17 protein-coding genes are annotated in these 21177 nt (G+C 71.3%); 8 read left to right on the top strand and 9 right to left on the bottom strand.

Going from position 1 to position 21177, the window contains the following annotated elements; translation table 11 throughout:
- Positions 1-21 precede the first annotated feature (21 nt).
- The 3 genes from ABZU91_RS09350 to ABZU91_RS09340 all read left to right on the top strand — a co-directional run bounded on the left by ABZU91_RS09350 (position 22) and on the right by ABZU91_RS09340 (position 1792).
- Positions 22-564, top strand: a complete 543-nt coding sequence (locus ABZU91_RS09350) for an NUDIX domain-containing protein (RefSeq protein WP_355236449.1) — start codon at positions 22-24, stop codon at positions 562-564.
- A complete protein-coding gene (locus tag ABZU91_RS09345; RefSeq protein ID WP_355236446.1) occupies positions 561-1427 on the top strand; it encodes a sugar phosphate nucleotidyltransferase in 867 nt (288 codons plus the stop codon). The genes ABZU91_RS09350 and ABZU91_RS09345 overlap by 4 nt, the downstream gene beginning before the upstream one ends.
- A 77-nt stretch (positions 1428-1504) precedes the next feature.
- On the top strand, positions 1505-1792 hold the full coding sequence (locus ABZU91_RS09340) for an Lrp/AsnC ligand binding domain-containing protein (RefSeq protein WP_355236440.1): 288 nt from the start codon (positions 1505-1507) through the stop codon (positions 1790-1792).
- Positions 1793-1878: 86 nt separating this feature from the next.
- On the opposite strand, the gene ABZU91_RS09335 is transcribed toward ABZU91_RS09340, so the two are convergent.
- From ABZU91_RS09335 to ABZU91_RS09315, 5 genes are all read right to left on the bottom strand, one after another.
- The gene (locus ABZU91_RS09335; RefSeq protein WP_355236438.1) at positions 1879-2559 is read right to left on the bottom strand and encodes a DUF4142 domain-containing protein; all 681 of its coding nucleotides are present in this window, start codon (positions 2557-2559) and stop codon (positions 1879-1881) included.
- Positions 2560-2754: 195 nt separating this feature from the next.
- A complete protein-coding gene (locus ABZU91_RS09330) occupies positions 2755-4386 on the bottom strand; it encodes a cytochrome b N-terminal domain-containing protein (protein ID WP_355236435.1) in 1632 nt (543 codons plus the stop codon).
- Positions 4383-5477, bottom strand: coding sequence for a Rieske 2Fe-2S domain-containing protein (locus ABZU91_RS09325; RefSeq protein WP_355236432.1), 1095 nt, complete (start codon positions 5475-5477; stop codon positions 4383-4385). The genes ABZU91_RS09330 and ABZU91_RS09325 overlap by 4 nt, the downstream gene beginning before the upstream one ends.
- Positions 5478-5541: 64 nt before the next feature.
- Positions 5542-6381 carry a cytochrome c gene (locus ABZU91_RS09320; RefSeq protein WP_355236429.1) on the bottom strand — a complete coding sequence of 280 codons (840 nt, stop codon included), beginning with the start codon at positions 6379-6381 and terminating at the stop codon, positions 5542-5544.
- 72 nt (positions 6382-6453) lie between these two features.
- A complete protein-coding gene (locus tag ABZU91_RS09315; RefSeq protein WP_355236426.1) occupies positions 6454-7053 on the bottom strand; it encodes a heme-copper oxidase subunit III in 600 nt (199 codons plus the stop codon).
- 108 nt (positions 7054-7161) lie between these two features.
- Between ABZU91_RS09315 and ABZU91_RS09310 the strand changes: the two genes are divergently transcribed.
- The 3 genes from ABZU91_RS09310 (at position 7162) to trpD (ending at position 9812) form a co-directional block, all read left to right on the top strand.
- Positions 7162-8151 (top strand): cytochrome c oxidase assembly protein, encoded by a 990-nt coding sequence (locus ABZU91_RS09310; protein WP_355236423.1) that lies wholly within the window; start codon positions 7162-7164, stop codon positions 8149-8151.
- A gap of 109 nt (positions 8152-8260) precedes the next feature.
- Positions 8261-8656: a hypothetical protein gene (locus tag ABZU91_RS09305; protein ID WP_355236420.1), complete on the top strand. Its 396-nt coding sequence runs from the start codon at positions 8261-8263 to the stop codon at positions 8654-8656.
- Between the two features lie 91 nt (positions 8657-8747).
- Positions 8748-9812, top strand: coding sequence for an anthranilate phosphoribosyltransferase (trpD, locus tag ABZU91_RS09300; RefSeq protein WP_355236417.1), 1065 nt, complete (start codon positions 8748-8750; stop codon positions 9810-9812).
- Positions 9813-10285: 473 nt separating this feature from the next.
- Here the strand turns inward: trpD and ABZU91_RS09295 are convergent, their stop codons facing one another.
- The 3 genes from ABZU91_RS09295 to coxB form a co-directional block, all read right to left on the bottom strand.
- Complete coding sequence (locus ABZU91_RS09295) at positions 10286-10492, bottom strand: hypothetical protein (protein ID WP_355236414.1); 207 nt, start codon at positions 10490-10492, stop codon at positions 10286-10288.
- 280 nt (positions 10493-10772) lie between these two features.
- Positions 10773-11198 (bottom strand): cytochrome c oxidase subunit 4, encoded by a 426-nt coding sequence (locus ABZU91_RS09290; RefSeq protein WP_355236411.1) that lies wholly within the window; start codon positions 11196-11198, stop codon positions 10773-10775.
- A gap of 9 nt (positions 11199-11207) precedes the next feature.
- The gene (gene coxB / locus ABZU91_RS09285; RefSeq protein ID WP_355236408.1) at positions 11208-12179 is read right to left on the bottom strand and encodes a cytochrome c oxidase subunit II; all 972 of its coding nucleotides are present in this window, start codon (positions 12177-12179) and stop codon (positions 11208-11210) included.
- Between the two features lie 290 nt (positions 12180-12469).
- Here coxB and ABZU91_RS09280 point away from each other — a divergent pair, with 290 nt between their 5' ends.
- The gene (locus ABZU91_RS09280) at positions 12470-13621 is read left to right on the top strand and encodes an aminotransferase class V-fold PLP-dependent enzyme (protein WP_355236405.1); all 1152 of its coding nucleotides are present in this window, start codon (positions 12470-12472) and stop codon (positions 13619-13621) included.
- Complete coding sequence (locus tag ABZU91_RS09275; RefSeq protein WP_355236402.1) at positions 13618-13851, top strand: sulfurtransferase TusA family protein; 234 nt, start codon at positions 13618-13620, stop codon at positions 13849-13851. The genes ABZU91_RS09280 and ABZU91_RS09275 overlap by 4 nt, the downstream gene beginning before the upstream one ends.
- A 12-nt stretch (positions 13852-13863) precedes the next feature.
- Here the strand turns inward: ABZU91_RS09275 and ABZU91_RS09270 are convergent, their stop codons facing one another.
- The gene (locus ABZU91_RS09270; protein ID WP_355236399.1) at positions 13864-21135 is read right to left on the bottom strand and encodes a hypothetical protein; all 7272 of its coding nucleotides are present in this window, start codon (positions 21133-21135) and stop codon (positions 13864-13866) included.
- Positions 21136-21177 lie beyond the last annotated feature (42 nt).

Here is a 21177-nt window from a genome sequence, read left to right as displayed (position 1 = left end):
CGTGACCACTAGCCTGGGGTCATGATCCCCCGCTCCCGCGCCACCGGTCGGGCCCTGTTCTACCAGGCCTTCTACCGGCTGCCGTTGCCGGTGCGCCGTCGCCTGGTCCGGCTCGCCGTGCCGAAGTACATCGTCGGCGCGGTCACCCTGGTCCGCGACGCCGAGGCGACGGGCGCGGGTCGGCTGCTGATGCTGCGTCAACCCCCGGGCAAGGGCTGGTCGCTCCCCGCCGGCCTGCTCAACCGGGGTGAGCCACCGGTCGTGGGCGCGGCCCGTGAGCTGTTCGAGGAGTCCGGCGTCCGGCTGCCGCCGTCCCGGCTGCGCCCGGCCGTGCCGAACGCGATCGTGCACGCCAAGGGCTGGGTGGACATAGTCTTCGAGACGGAGGTGCCGGCGTCCAGCACCGACCTGGTGGTGGACGGCGGCGAGGTCTTCGAGGCCGCCTGGCATCCGCTGGACGACCTACCCAAGCTGACCTGGCCGACGGCCCGGCTGCTCGCCTATTACGACATCGGGCCGCTGGCCGGGCAGTTCCCTCCGCCGGTGCCCGACACCGCGCCATGACCAGGGCGGGCTGGCCGGAGGACCTCTGCGCGGTCGTGCTCGCCGCCGGCGAGGGCACCCGGTTGCGCCCGCTCACCGAACGGGTGCCCAAGGCGCTGTGCCCGGTCGGCAACGTACCCCTGCTGGACCGGGCGCTGGACCGGCTGGCCGGTCTCGGCCTGACCGGTCCCGCACGGGTCGCGGTGAACGCCTGCTACCTCGCCGACCAGGTGGTCGCACACGTCGGCGACCGCGCCCACCTGTCGGTGGAGCCCGGCGACCCGCTCGGCACGGCCGGCGGGGTGGCCAACCTGCGGGACTGGATCGACGGTCGGCCGGTCCTGGTCGGCAACGCCGACGCGTACCTGGCCGATCCGACCACCGCCCCAGGCCCCGACGTGGCCGCGCTGCTGGACGGCTGGGACCAGGATTCCGTACGCCTGCTCGGGCAGCCCGCCGCCGACCCGGCCGCGCCGGGCACCTTCGCCGGGCACTGCTTCACCGGTTTCTCGCTGCTGCCGTGGCGACTGGTACGCGACCTGCCGGTGGTCTTCTCGGACCTGGTACGCGCGATGTGGCGCCCGGCGGAGGCGGCCGGGACGCTCGACGTGGTGCCGTACGGGGGCACCTTCTACGACACCGGCACCCCCGCCGACTACCTGGCGGCCAACCTGCACGCGACGGCCGGCGGCGTGCTGGTCGACGCGTCCGCAACGGTGACCGGGAGCTGTGTCGAGTCGGTCGTCGGCGCCCACGCCACGGTGGGTGGCGACGTGCGACGCAGCGTGATCTGGCCGGGCGCGACAGTGTGGCACGGCGAGCATCTGTGGGACGTGATCCGCTTCGGCGACGACGGCACGGTGCACGCCGGCGCCCACCGCTGACCCGGGTACACCCGTCCTGGAGTCCCGTCGGGAACATCTAGCATGGGCAGCGACGCCGACGAACGGAGAAATGCCCCGTGATCACCGCGATCGTGCTGATCGACTGCGCCACCGATGCGATCCCCGAGGTGGCGGAGGCCCTGGCCAACGTCGCCGGTGTCAGCGAGGTCTACTCGGTGGCCGGGCACGTCGACCTCATCGCCATCGTCCGGGTCCGCGAGTTCGACCAGATCGCACAGGTCATCGCGGGCAGCATCTCCAAGGTGCCGGGTGTGCTGAACACGGAGTCGCACATCGCGTTCCGGGCGTACTCGAAGCTCGACCTTGAGGAGACGTTCGCGATCGGCCTCGCGGACGCCGACTGACCCGCGGGCCGCGTGCGCGGCCGGCCCGCAAGACGGCGCGGCCGGTCCACCCGTGCGGGTGGACCGGCCGTCGCGCTACCGCGAGGTCAGCTCTCGCTGGGAGCGGGCCGCTCGGTGGTGCCGAGGCCCGGTTCCGGCGACTCGGTGATGCCACCACTCGGAGACGGCGACTCGGTGACGCCACCCGGCGCCGGCGACGAGGTGCCCGGGCTGGGCGTGCCGCTGGCGCTGGTCTGCGGGACCGGGATGCCCAACTGGTTGGCGAGCTGGACCAGCTCGTCGTAGTGCGCCTGCAACGTCGGCAGGGCGGTCTGGGCCAACTGGACCACCGACTGCTCGGAGCCCTGCGAGATCTCCGTCTGGGTGGCCTGGATGGCCTGGACGTGACCGGCCAGCTCACTCGTCACCCAGAGCCGGTCGAAGTCCGCGCCGCTGGCGTTGTTCAGCTTGTCGATGACCGCCTGCTGATCGGCCGTGGGCTCGTTCGGCAGTTCGACGTTGAGCTGCGACGCGGTCTGCTGCACCGTCTGGTCCAGCTGGGTGTGGTCGGTCTTGAACATCGCACCCAGGTCCTTGACCCCCTGGTTCTGGCCCTTCTGCTGAGCCAGGTCACCGGCGGTGATCTCGAACAGGTTCACCTGGTGCACCGCCTGCAGATACTGGGTGTCCTGCGTCGACGGCTGTGCCGCCGCCTGGGCGGCCGCGGCCGGTGCGAGGCCGACCAGCACCAGCGCGGCCAACAGGCCGAGGCGTTTGAGACCCAACATGCTTCCCCCCCTTGAGACGTTGGATCGCACGGATACCCGGCTCACGGGGGTTATTCCTGCGATCGCCCGGCGCGCGGGGTCGACCGGTCCCGCCGTACCCGTCCGACTTCTCCTCGGATGGGCGGCGGAGCACCGACAACGACGTGACGCCCGCCGGAAGTCCGGCGGGCGTCACGTGACGGTGCTGTCGGGAGGTCAGTGGCGGCTCTCGCCGCTGCCGATCTCCGCGCGGTCTCCCCGGGGCTCGACCGGCGGGTGACCCGGCGAGACCGGTGCCTCGACCGGCTTCTCGATCGGGTAGAAGAAGCCCCGGACCGCCGGGCCGAGGGCCCCGAGCCGGTTCATCTTCTTCGGCACCACCCAGCCGACGTAGTCCAGCTCGCCGTGGCCGTCCGCGTGCCCGTTCGCCGCGCTGAGCGGCTGGTGGACCTCGACGAACCGGCCGTCCGGCAGACGCCGGATGATGCCGGTCTCCACGCCGTGCGCGAGCACCTCCCGGTCGTGCTGCTGCAGACCGAGGCAGAGCCGGTAGGTGACGTAGTACGCCAGCGGCGGGACCACGAGCAGACCCACCCGGCCCGCCCAGGTCATCGCGTTCAGGCTGATCTGGAACTTGTCCGCGATCACGTCGTTGGCGCCCGAGAGCGTCAGCACGATGTAGAAGGCGACGGCCATGGCACCCACGGCCGTACGGGCCGGAACGTCACGGGGCCGCTGGAGCAGGTTGTGGCTCTTGCGGTCCTTGAGGTGCCGCGCCTCGAGGAACGGGTACATCGTCGACAGGCCGACCAGGATGCCGGGCAGGACGACAGTCGGCCAGAACAGCGGCGGGATGACGTACCCGTCGCCGATCGGGATGTTGAGCTCCCAGGCAGGCATGAGTCGGGTCGAGCCGTCGAGGAACATGACGTACCAGTCGGGCTGGCTGGCGGCCGAGACCACCCACGCCTCGTACGGGCCGAACAGCCAGATCGGGTTGATCTGGAACAGACCGCCCAGCAGCGCGATGACGCCGAAGACGACCATGAAGAAGCCGCCCTGCTTCAACGCGTAGCGGGGGAACATCCGCTCGCCGACCACGTTGTTGTTGGTCCGGCCGGGGCCGGGCCACTGGGTGTGCTTCTGCTTGAAGACCAGACCCAGGTGGACGCTGATCAGCGCGAGCAGCAGACCCGGGATCAGCAGGACGTGGGCGATGAAGAATCGGCTGATGATGATCGTCCCGGGGAACTCGCCACCGAAGATCGACGACGTGACCCAGGAGCCGACCACCGGGATGGACAGCATGATCGCGGAGGCGATCCGCAGGCCGGTGCCGGACAGGCCGTCGTCCGGCAGCGAGTAGCCGGTGAAGCCGGCCAGGAAGCCGACCCAGAACAGCAGCGAGCCGATGATCCAGTTGGTCTCGCGCGGCTTGCGGAAGGCGCCGGTGAAGAACACCCGCAGCATGTGCACGACGATCGCGGCCATGAACAGCAGCGCCGCCCAGTGGTGCATCTGCCGCATCACCAGGCCGCCACGGACGTCGAACGAGAGGTCCAGGCTCGAGGCGTACGCGGCGGACATCGGCGTGCCCTGCAACGGCGCGTAGCTGCCGTCGTAGACCACCTCGGTCATCGCCGGCTCGTAGAAGAGGGTGAGGAACACACCGGTCAGGAGCAGCACGATGAACGAGAACAGCGCGATCTCGCCCAGCAGGAACGACCAGTGGTCCGGGAAGACCTTGTTCAGCAGCTTGCGCAGCGGAGTGGCCACCGCGAAGCGGTCGTCCACCCCCACCGCGGCCTTGCCCGGCGTGGCCGCCAGGTCGAACTTTCGACGCTTCATGGCCGCTCCCAGAAATCAGGCCCGACGGTCTCGGTGTAGTCGGACTTCGCCACGAAGAAGCCCTCGGAGTCCACCTCGATCGGCAGCTGCGGCAGCCGCCGGCTGGCGGGGCCGAAGACGGGCCGGGCGTTGTCGGTGATCAGGAACTGGGACTGGTGGCACGGGCAGAGCAGCCGGTTGGTCTGCTGCTCGTAGAGGCTGGCGGGGCAGCCGGCGTGCGTACAGACCTTGGAGAACGCCGCGTAGTTGCCCCACATGTAGTCGCCGTGACCCACGTCGGGACGCGAGTTGGCCGCACGGGACTTCTGGGCGTCCGAGTCGCGCAGGTGGATCAGCAGCGTCGGTGAGTCGGCGTGCCGGTTGCTCACACCGTGCTCGATGCCCGGGAAGACCGTGAGCTGACCACCGGCGCTGACGTCCGCCGGGCGTACCGGACGGCCGTCCTCGCGGACCAGGCGGATCCTCTGCCCACCCTCGGCCGGGGCGAACCCGGTGGTGAACATCTGGTTGTTCTTGTGCGGCTGGGAGATCAGCCCGCCGACCAGCGGCGCCGCCGCGACCGCGGCGACCGGCGCGAGACCGGCCAGCAGCGAGATGCCGAGCAGCGGACGACGCTTCACACCCAGCTCGTCGGCCATGTAGAGCATGGTCTGGCCGGTGATGGTGCGGCCTTCGGAGTCGACCTGACCCTCGTGCCGGTCCTGGATCGAGACCTCCTTGGGCAGCAACTTCTTGCCCCAGGTCAGGATGCCGAAGCCGACGGCGAGCAGGGCCACGCCGAGCGTGGCACCCAGCAACGGCGTGTAGAACTTGTCGCCGCCGCGGCCCGGCGCGTACTGCCACGGCCACCAGATGTAGATGGCCAGGAAGGCGGTCGCCGCCAGGCCGGTGATCAGGAAGAATCCGGCGACCACGCGGGTCAGCCGACGCTCCGCCTTGGTGCCCGGCAGCACCTGCGGCTCGTAGTGGACGATCTCGATGTCGTCTCGACGCGCGCCCTCACGAACGATGTCGAACCGGCTCAGCCGGGGGTCGTTCACGTCGAGCGGCTCCCGGCCCTGGGGGGCCTGGTGCTCGGTGTGCGTGCTCATGCCGTCACCTCGCTACGGGTGGCGCCGAGCGGCACCACGGCACTGAAACTGACGATCCGCTCGGTCACGACTTACCCGCAATCCACAGGCTAGCGAATACGAGCGCCACGATGCCAACCAGGAAGATCGCCAGGCCCTCGGTGGACGGCCCGTACCGGCCGAGGTTGAACCCGCCCGGGTCCTGGTCGGTCTTCAGCGTCTCCTGGATGTAGGCGATGATGTCGGCCTTCTGCTCCGGAGTGATCTGGTTGTCGCCGAACACCGGCATGTTCTGCGGGCCGCTCAGCATCGCCGCGTAGATCTGCCGGTCGGTCGCCGGGTGCAGGCTCGGGGCGAACTTGCCCGAGGAGAGCGCACCGCCGCCACCGCCGAAGGCGTGGCACTGCGAGCAGTTGATCCGGAACAGCTCGCCGCCGGCCGCGACGTTGCCGTTCTCGTGCAGGTCCTCGTCGGTGCCCGGCACGACCGGACCGCCGCCGAGCTCCTGGACGTACTGGGCGAGCTGACGAACCTGCTCGTCGGTGAAGACCGGGGGCTTGCGGTGCGCCTGGGCCTCCTGGCGGGCCAGCGGCATACGGCCCGAGCTGACCTGGAACTCGACCGAGGCCGCGCCGACGCCGATCAGGCTCGGCCCGCGACCCTCGACGCCCTGGGCGTTGCGTCCGTGGCAGGTCACACAGCTCACGTCGAACAGCGCCTTGCCCTCGGCTGCGGCGCCGGTGAGCGGCGGGTTGTCCTGCGCCTGCGCACCGGGGGCGAAGACGGTGTAGGCGCCGCCGGCGAGCATCAGCGCCGCGATCAGCCGGACCGCGGCGCCCAGCCGGCGGCGGCCCCTGCTGCGCACGGCGGGCCGCCCGCGCAACCGCGCGAGCAGGCCGCGTCGGCGGTCGTTGTCAGAAGTCATGAGCTGTGTCCTTAACCGGTTGGACCTTGTCTCAGGGGACGGAGCAGCGGCGCGGTTCGTGACGCGCCAAGATCACTGAAGCCAGTAGATCATGGCGTACAGGCCGATCCACACGACGTCGACGAAGTGCCAGTAGTACGACACGACGATCGCCGAGGTCGCCTGCGCCGGCGTGAACCGGCCCATGGTCGTGCGGACCATGAAGATGATGAAGGCGATGAGACCGCCGGTCACGTGCAGGCCGTGGAAGCCGGTCGTCAGGTAGAACATCGAGCCGTAGCCGTCGGCGTTGATCTTGACGCCGTCCTCCACCAGGTGGCGGTACTCGTTCACCTGGCCGAGCACGAAGATCAGGCCCATCACGAAGGTGACGGTGAACCAGCGACGCAGCGCGTGCACGTCACCCTTCTCCGCCGCGAAGACGCCGAGCTGGCAGGTCACCGAGGACAGCACCAGGATCACCGTGAAGGTGGTCGCGTACGGGATGTTCAGCGACTCGGTGTGCTTCTCCCACTGCTCCGGCGCAGCCGCGCGGATCGAGAAGTACATCGCGAAGAGCGCCGCGAAGAACATGAGTTCGCTGGAGAGCCACACGATCGTCCCCACGCTGACCATGTTGGGTCGCGTCAGAGAGTGGATCCGGCTCTTGTCAATGGCTGGGGCCGCAGTCACGCCGTCATTATTGCCCCTGACCGGGGCAGGCGATCAGCGGGGTGGCAAACCTGCGCCTTCCGTGGCCCGAGCGTCAGGGTCCGGTTCGCCTGGCCTAGCCTGAAAAGCGTGCTGCACGTCGATCCCATCCTCGCCGCCACCTCGGCCGTCCCGGCCAGTGTGCTCGCGGCCACGCCGGCGAGTCCGTCGGCGCTGGCCGCCGGGGCCGAGGCGACCCCACCACCGTTCACCATCGGCGCGGTGCTGACCGAGACCCGGCTGGACAGCTGGCTGGCCCTCGGCCTGGTGCTCGCCGCCGGGCTCTACCTCTACGGCGTGTACCGGCTGCGCATCCGCGGCGACCGCTGGCCGATCGCCCGTACCGTGTTCTTCCTCGGGCCCGGCCTCGGCGGCATCGCGCTGGTCACGGTCAGCGGACTGCACGCCTACGACACCGCGCTGCTGTCGGTGCACATGGTCCAGCACATGGTGCTCTCCATGGTGTCGCCGATCTTCCTGGCGCTGGGCGCGCCGATGACGCTGGCCCTGCGGACCCTGCCGGTCGGACCCCGCAAGCGCCTCCTGGCGATCGTGCACAGTCGCATCGCCCGGGTCTACAGCTTCCCGCTGGTGGCGTTCGCCATCTTCGTGGTCAACCCGTTCGCGCTGTACTTCAGTGACCTGTACCGCTTCACCCTGGAACACGCCTGGGCGCACGAGCTGGTGCACGCGCACTTCATCATGACCGGCTGCGTGTTCTTCTGGCCGCTGCTCGGCCTCGACCCGCTGCCGGGCCGCTGGCCGTACCCGGCGCGGGCGCTGCTCATGCTGCTCTCCGTGCCGTTCCACACCGTGCTCGGTCTCACCATCATGCAGAGCACCACGCTCTTCGGCGGCGACTGGTATCCGTCGCTCAACCTGAGCTGGTCCGACCCCAAGGCCGACCAGGTGGTCGCCGGCGGCATCCTCTGGGCCGGCGGTGAGTTCGTCAGCGTGACCATGCTCGCGGTGCTGGTCGTGCAGTGGGTGAAGCAGTCCGAGCGGGAGGCCCGCCGCGTCGACCGCGAGCTGGACCGCCAGGAGGCCCGCGACCGCGCCGCCGGCGCCACGACGGCCTGAGCTGCGCAGACGGTACCCCGGACGCGCGGAGAGCGGGCGGCGTGTCAGGTACGTCACGTCGGCCGGTACGATCGGCGGGCAGCTACGAGGTTGGAAGCGGAGTGTCGGCATGAGTGAGCGTCTGTGCACCGTCCTGCTCTACAGCGACGACCCGCAGGTCCGTGACCGGATGCGGCTCGCCGTGGGCACCCGGCCCGCGCCCGGGCTGCAGATCGAGTTCGTCGACGCGTCGACCTACGCCGAGACCATCCGGCTTGTCGACGACTACGAGATCGACCTGCTGCTGCTGGACGGCGAAGCCAGCCCCGGCGGCGGCATCGGTATCGCCCGGCAGATCAAGGACGACCGGGACGACGCGCCCCCCACCTGCCTCGTGATCGCCCGCGCCGCGGACCGATGGCTCGCCGCGTACGCCGAGGTCGACGCGACGCTGGTGCACCCGCTCGACCCGGTGACCACCGGCAGCACGGTGGCCGAGCTGCTGCGGACGCACGCACCCGCCTGACGTCCCAGCGCCACCCGGCACCGACACGGCGCCGGCCGAGCCCGCGCCGATTCCAGCCCACCCGCACTTTCGTACGCTCGGGAGGCCCGCCATGGGCGATCGGACCTGGCCGCACCTGCTCAACTCGCTGCTGCGCGGCGAGGAGCTGTCCACCGGCGACACCGCCTGGGCCATGGGCGAGATCATGGCCGGCTCGGCGGGCGCCGCCCAGGTGGCCGGCTTCGCGGTGGCGCTCCGGGCCAAGGGTGAGACCTCGGCCGAGCTGGCCGGCCTGGTGGAGACGATGTTGAGCCGGGCCGTCCCGGTCGACCTCCCCGACGAGCTGCGCTCCACCGCGCTGGACGTCGTCGGCACCGGCGGTGACCTCGCCCACACGGTCAACATCTCCACCATGGCCGCGCTGGTCGTCGCGGGCGCGGGCGTACGGGTGGTCAAGCACGGCAACCGGGCCGCGTCCTCTTCCTGCGGCACCGCGGACCTGCTGGAGTTCCTCGGCGTCCCGCTCGACCTCGACCCCGAGGCCATCGTGCGCTGCGTCACCGAGGCCGGCATCGGCTTCTGCTTCGCCGCCCGGTTCCACCCGGGAATGCGGCACACCGGGCCGGTCCGCCGGGAGCTGGGCGTCCCGACCGTGTTCAACTTCCTCGGCCCGCTGACCAACCCTGCCCGTCCCCGCGCCGGCGCGGTCGGCTGCTTTGACGCCCGGATGGCGTCGGTGATGGCCGGCGTGTTCGCCGCCCGGGGCGACTCGGTGCTGGTGATGCGCGGCGAGGACGGGCTGGACGAGTTCACCACCGCCGCGCCCACCCGCGTCTGGGCGGCGCAGAACGGCACCGTACGCGAGGCCGTGCTGGACGCGGAGGACCTCGGCGTACCCCGAGCCACCCTCGCCGACCTGCGCGGCGGTGACGCGGCGTACAACGCCGGCGTGGCCCGTCGTCTGCTGGCCGGCGAGACCGGCCCGGTGCGCGACGCGGTCCTGGTCAACGCGGCGGCGGCCCTCGCGACGCAGGGTCCGCTCGACGGCGACCTGACCGAGGCGCTGCGCGCCGGCCTGGACCGCGCCGCCGAGTCGATCGACTCGGGCGCGGCGGCGGGCGTCCTGGAGCGCTGGATCGAGACCGCCACCACCGCCGAGGCCACCACCATCGCCTGATCGACGCGCCCGTCCCACCGGATCAACCGGCCTGCGCGACCGCGTCTGACCAGGTCCGCGAGGCGGTGCGACAGTACGGCGGGATGCCCCCGCCTCTGTGACGCGGCTTGTCACGCGACGGGATACCGCCGGGGCGGCGACGCGGGGGTGTCGACGCGACGGGATACCCCCACATCCGCGACGCGGGGGTGTCGACGCGACGGGATACCCCCACATCCGCGACATGGGGGCGACAGCACGGCGAGATACCGCCACATCGGCGAGGTGGGAGGGTCGGCGCGACGGGATGCCCCACATCGGCGAGGTGGGTACGGCGGCGTGTCGGTTGCAGCGGTGTGCGGCCGGCCGAGGGTGTAGCCGGTCACGCGTCGTGCGTGAGGCGTCGTGCGTGAGGCGGCGTGCGTGAGGCGGCGTGCGTCAGGCGTCGTGCGTGAGGCGTCGTGCGTGAGGCGTCGTGCGTGAGGCGTCGTGCGTCAGGCAGCGTGGCGGCGGGTGGGCTGGCGGCGTCGACGCTCGGCCAACCGGGTGACGGAAGCGGCGAACGTGGCGATCACCACGGCCGCGCCGCAACCGGTGCAGACCAGCTCGGGACAGTCGCTGCCGTGGCCGTCGACGCAGGGCGGCGCCTCGAACGGCGCCACGCCCTCGCAGACGTCGCAGTAGAGATCGCGGTGCGACATCGGGCGTCTCCTTCTCACTCCGGGCGAGCCGCTCCCGAATGCGACAACGACGCACACCGGAAGCGGAGAACTACTCGCCTGTAGTTTCCCACGCGGGTCCGACAAATCTCCGCGCACGCCCTCGGACCGCACCGGCCATCCGTGATCCACTCGACACCACGGAAGGCGGGGGGTCCGGACCACTCGGACACCCCGATTTCCAGGAAACCGAGTCGATCACGACGAAGGCCCGCTCCCCCGGTCGGGGTGCGGGCCTTCGTGGCGGTACGCGAACGGTCGATCAGTGCTCGGCGGTGCGCCGGGTGCCGGTGTAGTACTCGAACAGCAGGCCACAGGCACCGAAGATGACCGCCACCAGGCCGAGGCCGATCAGCCAGAACTGCCAGAACACCATGCCCAGCGCGGCGGTCGCGGCGGCCAGCGCCAGACCGAACGGCCAGTAGCTGCCCGGGCTGAAGAAGCCGACCTCGCCGGCGCCGTCGGAGATCTCGGCGTCGGCCCGGTCCTCCGGGCGCAGGTCGATACGGCGGGAGACGAACCAGAAGAAGCCACCGCACATCGAGCACAGCAGGAACGACAGCGCCAGGGCAACGGTGCCCACCCACTCGATGTTGCCGGACTCACCGTGCGTCCAGGCGCCGTAGAGGATGGTGGCGCCGAAGAGGAACCCGGCGATGATCAGGAAGATACGCCACTCGGTCTTCATGCCGCTGCCTCAGCTTCCCGTGCCGGCCGGAGCGTTGTCCGGGTTGAAGTTGCTCTGCGTCCGGCGAGTGTCGAACGGCTGGGTGGTCTGCGCGTACGGCTCCTCGCCGATCTGGGCCAGCGCCTCCTGGGTGGACTTGCCGCCCTGCTTGGCCGCGAGGAACTGGTCGTACTTCTCCGGCGAGACGACCCGCAGCTCGAAGTTCATGAACGCGTGGTAGCTGCCGCACAGCTCGGCGCAGCGGCCGACGTACGCGCCCTCGGCGTCGAGGCTGGAGACCTCGAAGACGTTGCGGATCTTGCCGGGCATGACGTCCCGCTTGAACAGCAGCTCCGGCACCCAGAAGGAGTGGATGACGTCGCGGCTGGTCTCCTCGAACCGGATGGACCGGTTGGTCGGCAGCACGAGCACCGGGATGACCTCACTGGTGCCCAGCGTCGACGCGGTGGTCTTGGCTTCCGTGCCCTGACCGTCGCGGTAGTTGAACTGCCAGTTCCACTTGAACGCGACGACCTCGACCGTGACGTCCGGGTTCTTCGACAGCTTGTCGACGTCGGTCTGCACGATCGCCGTGTAGTAGAAGAGCACGGAGACGATCAGGATCGGCGCGATGGTGTAGAGGAACTCCATCGGCAGGTTGTAGCGGGTCTGCACCGGCAGCGCGTTGCCACGCTTGCGGTAGCGCACGACACACCAGAAGATCAGGCCCCACACGAAGACGCCGACCGCGAGCGCGGCGACGCAGGAGGCGATCCACAGGTCGTACATCCGGTGCGACTCGGGGGTGATGCCGCCCTGCGGCCACCCGAAGCCGTCGAACGTCTTGCCGACGTCACAGCCCGTGAGCAGAACCAGTAGAGCCACGCCCCCGAGACCGAGCCCGGCCAGCCGACCGGCACCACGTCCCCGGCGTCCACCGACCCGTGGGACAGCACCGTGCCGTACGGCCGACGGCCGTACCTCCGAACTCCTTGCGACCACCTGGTCCTGCCTCCCTAGCGCGCCGCGGTGCGTCGTTCGTCAGCACCGGCGGCAAAGGCGTCACCGACGGTCGCAGATTACTCGACCATGACGGACTCGACCGTGGTGGGGTCACTGTCCGCCCCCATCGGGGGGATCCTGGGCATAACGCCGCGATAGCGTTGGGCCCCGTGAGTGCGAGGAGTGAGCCGGGGTTGCGAGCCCCGCAGTCGCGAACAGAAGGCGGCCCCGTGAGTGCGAGGAGTGAGCCGGGGTTGCGAGCCCCGCAGTCGCGAACAGAAGGCGGCCCCGTGAGCGCATCCCCGGTCTACCTGGACGCGGCGACCGCCGCGCCGCTGCATCCGGTCGCCCGGCAGGCGCTGTTGGCCGCGTTGGAGGACGGCTGGGCCGACCCGGGGAAGCTCTACAGCCAGGCGCGCCGCGCCCGGCAACTGCTCGACGCCGCCCGCGAGGCCGCCGCGCAGACGCTCGGCGTCCGCGCCGACGAGCTGTCCTTCACCTCCAGCGGTACGACCGCAGCCCACGGCGCGGTGCTCGGGACGCTGGCGGGACGGCGTCGGGTCGGGGCGACGCTTGTGCACTCGGCGATCGAGCACTCCGCCGTCCTGCACGCCGCGGAACGGCACGTGGCGGCCGGCGGCACCGCCACCGCAGTGCCGGTCGACCGGTCGGGCCGGTTGGATCTGACCGCCTGGTCGGACGCCGTCCGGGCTCCCGGGGTCGCGGTGGCCGCGCTGATCAGCGCCAGCCACGAGGTGGGCACGGTGCAGCCGGTCGCCGAGGCGGCGGCCGTCTGCGCGGATGTCGGGGTGCCGCTGTACGTCGACGCGGCGCAGTCGGTCGGGCGGGTGCCTCTGCCGGCCGGCTGGTCGGTGCTCAGCGCCAGCGCCCACAAGTGGGGCGGGCCACCCGGGGTGGGGCTGCTGGCGGTGCGCAAGGGCACCCGCTGGGAGTCGCCGTGGCCGGCCGACGAGCGGGAGGGTGGACGTACTCCCGGGGTGGTGAACCTGCCCGCGGTGGTGGCGGCGGCGGCGAGCCTGCGCGCGGCGGCGGCCGACGCGGCTGCCGAGCAGGCCCGGCTCTTTCCGCTGGTGGATCGGATCCGGGAGCGGGTGGCGGCGGAGGAGCCCGACGTGGAGGTGGTCGGCGACCCGGTGCTGCGCCTGCCGCACCTGGTGACGTTCTCCTGCCTGTACGTCGACGGCGAGACGCTGCTGCACGCGCTGGACCGGCGGGGTTTCGCCGTGTCGTCCGGTTCGTCCTGTACGTCGTCGACGCTGCGGCCGTCGCACGTGCTGGAGGCGATGGGGGTGCTCTCGCACGGCAACGTGCGGGTGAGCCTGCACCGGGACACGACCGAGGAGGACGTCGAGCGGTTCCTCGCCGAACTGCCCGGGATCGTCGCCGGGCTGCGGGCCGACGCCGGGGTGGTCGGGCTGTGACGATGCCGGACGAGGTGATCGACTGCCGGGGCCAACGCTGTCCGCTGCCGGTGATCGCGGCAGCCCGGCGGATGCCGCAAGTGCCGGTCGGTACGGTCGTCCGGGTGCTCGCCGACGATCCGGCCGCGGCCGTGGACATTCCGGCGTGGTGCCGGATGCGCGGGCAGGAGTACCTGGGCTCGGTGACCGGCCCGGAGGGTCCCGCCTACGACATCCGCCGCGCCCACTGAGGAGAGCCGAACTCAACAGGTCAACACCGCCTGCGACAACCGTTCGAGCTGCTCGGCGCGACCCGGCATGCTGGCGGACAGGACTGCGATCGCATCCACCCACCGCCCCTTCTCCTGGGGGGAGAATCGACCCCGGTTGTCCTCGATGAATGCCTGGGCGTCCTCGAACTTCCCGGCCCTGATCACGGGAAGCACCTCGAGCACCGACACCGCGACGGCGGGCGTCGACGTGTCGCCGCCGATGGCGCTCACCATCGATACGAGCGCGCCGGTGGTCAGCCCGGCCCCCGTCGGCACGTCGAGCTGCCCCGCCAGGTCGAGACGGCCCACCGAGTCGAGCAGCACCCGGGGTCGTCGCGCCTCGTCGGCAATCGCGTAGTCGAAGACGACGTCGGCCTGGCCGGCGGCACCGAACTCCAACACCGGCGCGAGGATGCCCAGGTCGCGTCGGCCGGGCACGCGCTCGATCATCCTCTTGACCCGGGCGAGGTTGGACTTCATCCCGTCTGTCGACCACCGCTGCGCCACGTTGCGGAAGACCGTACGGCCGGCCGCCGGTTCGGCCGCCAGGTCGACCGACCAGATCAACTCGCCGAGCGCGTCGTCGACGCGGGACACCGCTTCGGTGGGGCGCGCGAGTCGGGCGGCCGCGTCGAGCACCGCCGGGGTGATGCGGTCCCATGCCGTGCTGTCCGCACGGGCACCCGGCACCTGCCGCGACGCGGTCACCTTCCACCGGTGGCCCAGCTGGAGGCTGTTCAACCCGCCGCCGACGGGCTTGTCCAGGGTCGGATGCAGGACGGCGGCACCGTACTTCGCCGCCACGTCGAGCACGTCGCCGCTCACCCTCCCCCGGGTGACGACCACCGGCAGCTGATCACGCTGGGCGAACTGTTCGAGCAGGTAGTTCAGCGCGGCAAGGTCAGCATCGAGTACGGCGTGGCCGATCCTCGGGGCGTCCAGCAGGATGACCGGGTACGCGGCCCGGGCCGCCGCCGGGATCAGGTGGTCGATGAGCCGGTGCGGGCGCGGCCCGTCGTGCGACGAGATCACGTGCAGGTTGGGGTGCGCGGCGATGGCGGGGGTGAGCCGGAGCGGCCACCTCACCGGGCCGAACGGATTGAGCTGTCGGCGCAGGACGGGATACCTGTCCTCGGTGCGGAACGCGTGCTGGACCAGGTTCCACGACCGCGCGCCGAACCCCGGCCGATTGATCCTGACCTGCTCGATGGCACCGTCGAGGAGACGACCCAGGGCGTCCGGATCGTGCAGGGTCGCGCTGTCCCGCACGACCAGCTCGTAGGTCGGCGCCGACCAGTGCCGCGGCCGCAGCACGATGTCGGCGGGCCCGTTGAGCGCCGTGTCGACCCGGAGGTCCAGCTCGGCGCTCTTCAGGTCTCCGACCGCGATCTGCAGTTTCGTCGGCGAGATCACGGACGCCCAGGGTCGCGGTCGCGCCGCGGTCGACGACATCCTGGCGATGCCGGCCCAGAGGTGGTTCGTCCTCTCCCGCTCATGGTCGACGGCCACCCGGTACGGCGACCGCGGATCCGATTCGGCACGCCGGAGCGCCGCCATCGACTCGACGGATTCGACGCCCGGGTCGCTCCGGACCAGGGGATCGGCACGGCCGTGTCGGGATCGCAGGGCCGCGGCGACAGCCGTCCAGCGCGCATCGCTCCAGGACCAGTCCGGTCCCTGCCAGAGACCGACCTTGTCGAGGTGCAGAGCGAGGTCCGTACGGAGCAGCTCGCGGTCGGTGTCGTCGCCGACGGCCCAGCTCTTGAGCGTGTCCAGATCGGTGAGGATCTCGTGCAACGCGTCGACCTCGGCGCGGTCGGCGGAGGTCAGGTGTACCGGTCCGGTCGCCCGGAGCGGTTGCCGGGTGAGGTGGCGCGGTGGCTCGCCGGCGCGGGCCTGATCCTGCGCCCACACCACGGCCCGCCGGACGCGCCGGTTCCCGCTGACCCACACGTCGCTGAAGCCGTCGCGTTGCCAACGACCGAACCGCTTGAGCACCCCGGCCTTGGGCGGCAGCTCGATCGGTCTGATCAGCTCGTTGGCCGCTGCCGCTTCGCGCAGGTTGTCCCGGAGAACCTGCACGAACTGCTCGCTGGAGCGGGGCTGGCTGCTCACCTCGGCGACGGCGCCGGCGAACCGCGCCGCCTGGCGGTGCCGCGGTTCGTGGGTCCGCAGGTACGTCTCCCCCGCGCCGGTGACCGCCAGGACGCCGACGACCGTGAGGATCAGGGGCAGCGCCACCGGAGCGGCGATCATCCCGGCACCCGCCGCGATGCCGTAACCCAGCGCGCCCGCGGCGGTGGACGGCACATGCTTGTAGATCATCTGGGTACGTGCCGAGATCTCGGTGGGCCGTCCGACGAGCTGGTTGATCCTGCGCTGATCCAGTACCCGTGCGGTGTCCTGGCTGAACTTCGCCAACCACGGGTAACGCTGCGGATCGGCGGCGCGGGGCAGCACGCCGTCGCCCGCGACCTCGCCTTTGGCGATCGCGTCCAGCAGGGTCCGGACGACACCCAGCCGGGACCGGGCGTCCCAGGCCGCCACCGCCACCGCGTCGCGGAACTCGTGGTTCTTCAACGCGCTGAACCCGGCGCCGTAGGCCAGTCCGCGCGCCGCGCCGGACAGGACACCGGCGTCCGCGAGTCCAGCCGCGCTGCCGGCGAGATGACCGATCACCTGGGACGGCACCTGCGCGGCGGAGTACTGGATGCCGATGCGCACCATGTGGTGCCAGATATTCGGCCTCCCGTTGGGCAGCCCGCGATCGACCAGGTCGTAACTCTGGCGCCCCTGCTGCCGACCGAACATGCCGCCGAAACGCTTGACCAGCCGACGGCGGTGCCGCAGGTCGGCGACCTTGTTGTCCACCTCCCTGCTGAGCGCCCGCTCCAACCCGTCCACCTGCCCGACGAGGTCGGCGAGGTCGGCCTTCAGGTGCTCCGGAACGGCCGCACCGGAGTTCAGGGACTCGCCCCACCGCCGGTACAGCTCCAGCGCGTGGTGGAACGCGACCTCCACGTACCGATTGCGGCGGTGGTCCGGGCTGCCGCTCAGGGCGCGCTCGAAAGCGCCCTTCGCCCGCCCCTCCCACAGGTCGAACACCCAGTCCGAACCGGCGCCGGCCAGCAGACCCTGCCCGCCCTGCAGCGCGGTCGAGAGGCCAGCCAGATCCCACCGGTGCGCCTTGTGCGCCTCGACGAGAACCTGCCCGTTCGCGTCCAGCACCGCCGGAACGTCGAGGCCCACCAGACCGGTCACCAGACCTGAGGCAGCCGCCAGCGCCAACGCGGAGGGCGCACGCTTGGTCACCTGAGCGGTGGGCAGTCCGAGCACGGTCTTCGCCGGCCGCCCCAGTTCGCCCCATCGTTTGGGGACCGTCAGCACCGCCGTCGACGCGGCGCTGCCGCTCACGCTCGCCGCCAGCGCATCGGACCCCGCCTGGACGATGGCCTGCGCTCCCGTGCCGGCGACCGATGCTCCCATCAACGCCATCGCCCGGGGCGGATCGTTGCTCAGCCCACCGGCGAAGGTGGTCGCGACCGACGACGCGGAGACCAACCGCCGAGCGAAGTGGTCGGCGAAGGACGCCCTGCCGGTCAGGTGGGCGGGCTGGTCCACGCCCCAGACCGCGGTGTCGGAGTGGCCGGGTTCCGCGACCGCGAGTTCCTCGTCGATGGCGCGGAGTTCCGCCCGCAGCACCTCGGTGGTGTGCGGCATCGAGAGGTGCTTCTTCAGCCACCGCTTCGGTCGCGTTGTGCCCCACGCGCTGCCGCCGAAGTGGATCCGCCGCAGGATCGTCCGCTTGGCGTGCAGGGCCTGCGCGCTGCCCGCCAGCAGGGTCCGGGCGAGACCGGCGGCCCCCTCGGTGGCGAGTTGGGCGAACAGTCCCCCGAGGCCGAGCACGAGGGACCTGTCGCTCGCGTCCGACCGGATCTTCAGTCGACCGTCGACGAGCAGCGCGGAGTCGGTGAGCGCGTACGACCACTGGTCCACAGGGACGACGTCGACGGGCACGGTGTGCTGCTCGGCGGAGAGCACCGGCCTGGCGCCGCCCGGCGCGGCGAATTCGACGGTCAGCGTCGCGGAGTCCACGTCGATCGTCGCGGCGGGTAGGGCACTGCCGTGGGCGAGCGCCAGTCGCACCGCCGTGGCCGCGTACCGGAGGACCTCCTGATCGCTTTCGCCGAGGTCGGTGCGGTGGTGCAGCATCATCCGACGGACCCGCGAGGGGTCCGCCCGCCCGTCCCGGGTGAACCGGCGCTGCATCGTGGCCAGCAGGTGCTCGCCGCGCCGCGCCGCGCCGTGGTGATCCCGCAGCACGTTCAGCGAGCGCAACGCGTCGACCACCGCCAGTTCTGCGGCCCGCCGTGGACCGGGCGTCGAGTCGATCCGGTGCACCGCCTCGACGACCGCGTCGACCATGGCCCGGTCCTGCGGGGTGAGCGCGTTCTGCCAGCGGGACCGGTTGGCCCTGGCGAAGCGCGGTCGCGGCTCGGACTGCCACGACGCGATGTGCGGCGCGCCGGCGTTCGACGGGGACGTCCGGTCGGCGGACTCGGTCCCGTGGTCGTGGCTGTGGTTGTGGTCGAGATGCTGCTCGACGAGGTGACGGGTCGGCCGGATACGCAGATAGTTAGCCTGTGCGGGCTGGTCGACCGTCCGGCCGTGCTCGTCGAGCCAGACCGATCCGGTCGGCGGCTGGGTCAGATACCGCTGCGGGGCGTCCGCCCTGGCCAGGTCCACGGGGAGGCCGAACGCGTCGGCCCGCGCCTGAGCGTCGAAGGCGTCCGTCAGGTCGGCGACCGCCGGCCGATGCACTGCGGCGTTGACCACATCCACCGGCTGACGGAGAAGCGCCAACCGCGCCAGCCCGATGTCTCCCAGGTCGGGATTCGCGCGGAAGCGCACCTCCACGATCCGCTCCGGACCCGGGCGTCGGACCGCGTCGCCCGCTTCGTCGGGAACCTGTGCGGCGCCGATCCGGAGGCCCGACGGCACCTCCGCGACGGGGAGGGGAAAGAAGTATCCCGGATCCGGGAGCACCCGGGGGGCCGACGGTCCCACGGCCGAAGCCACCTGCGAGAGCGCCGTCAGATACGCCGCGACGGCCCTGGCCGCGGCACCGACGGTCGAGCCTGCGGTGTCCGCCACGACGTCCCGGAATGCCGTCCACGCCCTGGTCGCCTCGATCTTCGCCGCCGTGGCCGGCAGGCGATCCAGCGCCGCGGCGACTCGGGCGTCCAGGCGGTCGGCGGCCTCGCGGAGCAGCCCGACCGCCCGACGGTCCGAGAGCCCGGCCTTGACGATGGCGACCTTGGCGAGCGCTTCCGGGTCGCCTGGACTCGACTTGAGCGCTGCCTTCGCGGTCTGTTTGGAGAGGCCGATCTCGAACTTCAGCCCCGTCTGAGCGCTCACCATCCGGGCGACGTGCGTCACCCAGGTCTCGGATTCCTTCTCGGTGAGCGCCGGCCGGACCTTGGGGCTCATCGTCCGGCCCGACTGGTCGTTGAAAATCAGGCTGTCATCGTCGGGGTCGTAGTGGACCTCCCCGCCGACGCGGTTGTCGCCGACCACGAACGCGCCATCGGATCCGAAGCGTGCGCCGATGGTGGGATGCCCGAGCCCGTCGAGCCGCTCGCGCAGAACCTGCGACGCGAGCCGAGACTCCTGCAACCGCGCCCACTCGCGCTCGGGTACGACCTGCGAGGTGTTCTCACTGCCGAACCACGGCAGTCCGTCGTGCGTCACGGAGAACTGCCATGCGACACCCGGCGCATCGGTGAAGTGCGCGGCGGTCAGCGTGGCCAGCGGTGTCCACAGCGGGTTGACGCGGATCGGAAGGCCATCCGCGTCCCTCCCCGGCACCTTGTCGGCCCGGACCGGCCCGAACTCGTGCCCCTTGATCGACTCGGGCACCACAGTCGTCCCGAAGGCCCAGTCCAGATCCACCGAACGGCGCAGCAGGCCGTAGATCTCCACCGGCGCCAGCTGGAATATCTGCGTGAGGTCGAAGTCCGGATCGCCCCGGAAATCGTTCCACCACCCACTCGCCGCACGCGGGCTCTCGTCCAGTGCGGCGAGTCCCGACATCAGGTGAGCCTCGATGTCACCGGCCAGGCGAAGCCGCAGCGCCAACACCTCGTCGACGCGACCGAGAGCCTCCCGTTCCTGATGAATACGCCCCCGATAGCCCACCACCGACGACAGCCAGTCATTCAGTGCCGCTCGCACCGCACCTGTCGAATCCGGTAGACCGCCCACCAGCGCACCCAGGGCGTCACGTTCCGCCGGCCAGTCGACCGGCAGGACGAGGCGCTGCGACTGGGCCGGCCCGTCGCCGAGCGGGTCGTCGGGCCGCACCTCGCCGCCGAGCCACAGCGTCCGCAGACCCCGGTGACCCGACACGTCGGCGATATCTCCGGTGGCACCGATCAGCGTGGCGCCCACGGCGGCCAGTTCGGCCAGCAGGACGGCCCGACCCGGGGCGTCCAGCTGCCCATGCCCCGCCTCCTGGAGCGCGTCGACCAGGCCGAAGGACTGCGGATACCGGTCACGCAGCAGCCCGCCCGGGTCCGGACCGACCAACTGGATCGACGATCCGCGGTACTGCTGTCCGAACCGCTCGACGAGCTGGTGCACCACGGCGGGATGCACAGCGGGCACGTTCCGGTCGGCGAAGGAGCCGCTGGTGGCCGTCGAGAGCACGAACATGGGCAGGTTCGGCTCCACCAGTTGTCCGGCGCCGGCCCGGACGGCTGCTCGCACCGCCGCCGTCACGTCGGGGAGAACCTTCTGCGGCGTCCGCACGCTCGCGTCCGCGTCCCCGGCGAGAGCCGACGCGCCTTCGAGCAGGTGACTGGCCGGCAGGACGAGGACGTGGTCGACGCCGTGATCAGCCGACCCGATCGGCACCACGCGGCTGGAGCCCCCGCCGGCCAGCACGTCACGGGGCACCCGCACCGGCATGCGCAGCCGGTCGGCCCGCGCGATGGCCCGGTCGAGATCGATCTCGGCGAGCACGGACGCCGGCGGAGCGTCCACCATCTGCTCGACCACGGCCCTCGGCTGCGCCAGCAGAATGTCGAACGCCAGCGCCGAGCCGGCCGTGTCCTCGGCCCGGTGAACGAGGTGCAGACCGGGCACGGGCGCGGCCAGCAGCACCTCCGACGGCACCGGGTCCGGCCCGAGGCTCAGATGCATACCCGACGGCACCCAGCTCACCAGGAACTCGGGACAGCCCGCGTCCAGGGTGCCCTTCATGACCACCTCCCGTTCGGCACTCGCGCCCGCAACAACGGGCTG

The organism is Micromonospora sp. NPDC005174 (assembly GCF_040608495.1).
Classification (GTDB): Bacteria; Actinomycetota; Actinomycetes; order Mycobacteriales; family Micromonosporaceae; genus Micromonospora.
Note: the sequence above shows the minus strand (reverse complement) of the source record. Positions and strands in the feature narration are given on the sequence as shown.

What these genes read in the sequence shown, in the direction of transcription:
- ABZU91_RS09350 (WP_355236449.1), top strand. Translation starts at nt 22, where the DNA reads ATGATCCCCCGCTCCCGCGCCACCGGTCGGGCCCTGTTCTACCAGGCC.
- ABZU91_RS09345 (WP_355236446.1), top strand. Translation starts at nt 561, where the DNA reads ATGACCAGGGCGGGCTGGCCGGAGGACCTCTGCGCGGTCGTGCTCGCC.
- ABZU91_RS09335 (WP_355236438.1), bottom strand. Translation starts at nt 2,559, where the DNA reads ATGTTGGGTCTCAAACGCCTCGGCCTGTTGGCCGCGCTGGTGCTGGTC.
- ABZU91_RS09330 (WP_355236435.1), bottom strand. Translation starts at nt 4,386, where the DNA reads ATGAAGCGTCGAAAGTTCGACCTGGCGGCCACGCCGGGCAAGGCCGCG.
- ABZU91_RS09325 (WP_355236432.1), bottom strand. Translation starts at nt 5,477, where the DNA reads ATGAGCACGCACACCGAGCACCAGGCCCCCCAGGGCCGGGAGCCGCTC.
- ABZU91_RS09320 (WP_355236429.1), bottom strand. Translation starts at nt 6,381, where the DNA reads ATGACTTCTGACAACGACCGCCGACGCGGCCTGCTCGCGCGGTTGCGC.
- ABZU91_RS09305 (WP_355236420.1), top strand. Translation starts at nt 8,261, where the DNA reads ATGAGTGAGCGTCTGTGCACCGTCCTGCTCTACAGCGACGACCCGCAG.
- trpD (WP_355236417.1), top strand. Translation starts at nt 8,748, where the DNA reads ATGGGCGATCGGACCTGGCCGCACCTGCTCAACTCGCTGCTGCGCGGC.
- ABZU91_RS09295 (WP_355236414.1), bottom strand. Translation starts at nt 10,492, where the DNA reads ATGTCGCACCGCGATCTCTACTGCGACGTCTGCGAGGGCGTGGCGCCG.
- ABZU91_RS09290 (WP_355236411.1), bottom strand. Translation starts at nt 11,198, where the DNA reads ATGAAGACCGAGTGGCGTATCTTCCTGATCATCGCCGGGTTCCTCTTC.
- ABZU91_RS09270 (WP_355236399.1), bottom strand. Translation starts at nt 21,135, where the DNA reads ATGAAGGGCACCCTGGACGCGGGCTGTCCCGAGTTCCTGGTGAGCTGG.